We start from the raw sequence: 2,394 nt of genomic DNA, 5'->3' as shown, positions 1-2,394 counted from the left end.
GGCTAAAGAAGTCAACGTGATGCTACAAAAGAATTTCTGTGTATCTTTATCATAACCAATATTAAAGCTGATTAAATGAGCTCACCTTCTATCTCGTAATGATTTTGCAATGGAAGTTCTTGGGGACAAAAAAAGCAGGGGAAAATATATGAAATAAAACAAACTTAAAACGCGTTTCCTATGGGCTTTATTCTAAGAGAGACTAATTGAAACAAGAAGTACCTTTTATGAGAGTGCAGAAACCATATTAAGACATGAACTGTGAATGAGCGCATTTATGTTGTATGAATTTTTTACAATAGTAGCATGTTTTTGTGTGTCTTTATGGCTTCAACCTGTCATCACACAATGATGATATAATATTCATTGTTTTCCATATATGATTGCGTGTGACTTCCTTTCTACACTTTAAAGAACGAATATTTTCAATCCAATATGGTCTGTAGAAAGTTCTGCTTCTTAAAGCAGGTCTTTCTTGGCTTTTCAATTATGTAATTCACTTAACTTAAAGACTTTACAGGCAAGAAGCCCAACTTAAGAATATTCATTACTTACTCTAAAACCACTTAATATATTAAGTCTTACGAGACTCATATCACCACACCTTAAATGGTAATATCTTATGGAACAACAAGACAAAGGTATTTTTGAACCAAAAATCTTTTCTTTATGCAAAAAATTCAATAATAAAACGCTCATAAATAGTAGTAAGAGTTTCCACTGCATCAAGGGCCACACACTCATCTACCATATGCATCGTTTGCCCTGGTAAGCCAAATTCAACCACTGGGCAATAATCCTTAATAAATCGCGCATCCGAACTCCCACCTGAAGTGGAGCATTCTGGTATATTCCTTGTTACACTTTTAATAGCATTGGATAAAGTTTGAATGAGTTTATCATTTTTGGTCAAAAAAACATCCCCTAAACTTGGAATCCATTCAAGCTGATAAGAGGGATATTGGTCACTATTGTTTTTTGATTGCACCAAAGCAAGACGCTTTTCAATTTCTTCCACCAGTGTTTCTTTTGTCCAAAGATCATTGTAGCGTATATTAAAACGAACTGTTGTCTGCGCTGGGATAATATTGACTGTTGAATTACCGGTATCGATGCTTGTTAGCTCCAAATTACTGGGTTGAAAATTCTCTGTCCCTTTATCTAAAGCAGTTTGTGTCAATGCCTGAATAAGCTTATTTGCCAAAGGCAAGGGATTAGCAGCCCGCTCTGGAAAAGCAACATGACCTTGGCGACCTTTCACGGTAATGATACCAGAAATCGATCCGCGGCGACCAATTTTGATGACATCCCCAACAGTCTTTACACTTGTTGGTTCTCCCACAAGAGCCGCAGTCCATTTTTCGCCCTTTTTTTCCGCCCATTTGAGAAGTTTTATAGTACCATTAACAGCAGGTCCCTCTTCATCACCGGTAATCAAAAAACTTACCATTCCTTTAATGGTACGTTTCTCAAGAACTCGCGCTAGCGCCGCAATAAAACAAGCGATTCCGCCCTTCATATCAACAGCACCCCGCCCATATAATTTTCCCTGATCTATGACAGCTTCAAAAGGTGAATAGGTCCATTCATCCAATGCACCTGGTGGTACAACATCTGTATGACCCGCAAACATAAGATGGGGTCCTTCATTTCCCATTTTGGCATAAAGATTTTCAACATTATCTGTATTTTTATCCGTAAAAATAGGGCGCTCGACATGAAATCCCATTTTTTTCAAAAATTGTTCCAAAGTTGATAAAGCCCCTGCTTCATGAGGTGTAACAGAAGGACAACGGATAAGTCTCTGTAATAGCTGAAGCGGATCTGTAAGAACAGGCATAAGGTCCCTTCCCATTTTTTTATAAGTCATAGCAACTTAAGGTTATTACGCTGAATTACAAAAAAGATAAAGCAAAAACATTGAAGACACTCAGCAAACCAAGCAGGGGAAAACAATCGTGCTGAGAGCTTCAATGGCTTCCTCATTATGCATGAGCAAGTACACACACAACAAAACACTCAACAAAAAGTTCCGTTAAATATTGCCTTCATTTGAAAGTTTTTGACGCCTCTAAATTATATGAATCAAAATTAATTGCTTGCAATCTATGAGCATTTTCCTTCAACCAAGCACGATACGTTTTACTATCAGGACATAGTTCTTCACAAAGAGCCCAAAATCTTGGACCGTGATTCATTTCAACAAGATGAGCAACCTCATGAGCAACAACATATTCCACAACTTCTTTTGGTGCCATAACAAGGCGCCAAGAAAAAGAAAGACGCTTATCTATTGAACAAGACCCCCAACGACTTCTCGTATCTTTATAACAAATTGATTTGACTTTACGCTCTACTTTATGGGCATAATGTGCCACCAAAGGTGTTATAATA

General features: G+C 37.4%; 2 protein-coding genes. Both read right to left on the bottom strand.

All coding sequences use genetic code 11. From position 1 onward, the window contains the following. Positions 1–667: 667 nt before the first annotated feature. Positions 668–1,840 carry a succinyl-diaminopimelate desuccinylase gene (dapE, locus tag ACFIKE_RS09565; protein ID WP_375649593.1) on the bottom strand — a complete coding sequence of 391 codons (1,173 nt, stop codon included), beginning with the start codon at positions 1,838–1,840 and terminating at the stop codon, positions 668–670. Positions 1,841–2,048: 208 nt separating this feature from the next. Beyond that, a partial coding sequence (locus ACFIKE_RS09560) for a M48 family metallopeptidase (RefSeq protein WP_375649590.1) occupies positions 2,049–2,394 on the bottom strand: 346 nt, incomplete at its 5' end.

The organism is Bartonella sp. MU70NMGDW, from assembly GCF_042194085.1.
GTDB lineage: Bacteria > Pseudomonadota > Alphaproteobacteria > Rhizobiales > Rhizobiaceae > Bartonella > Bartonella grahamii.
Note: the sequence above shows the minus strand (reverse complement) of the source record. Positions and strands in the feature narration are given on the sequence as shown.

Excerpts from the sequence above, each read along its gene's own strand:
- dapE (WP_375649593.1), bottom strand. The coding sequence starts at position 1,840 with ATGCCTGTTCTTACAGATCCGCTTCAGCTATTACAGAGACTTATCCGT.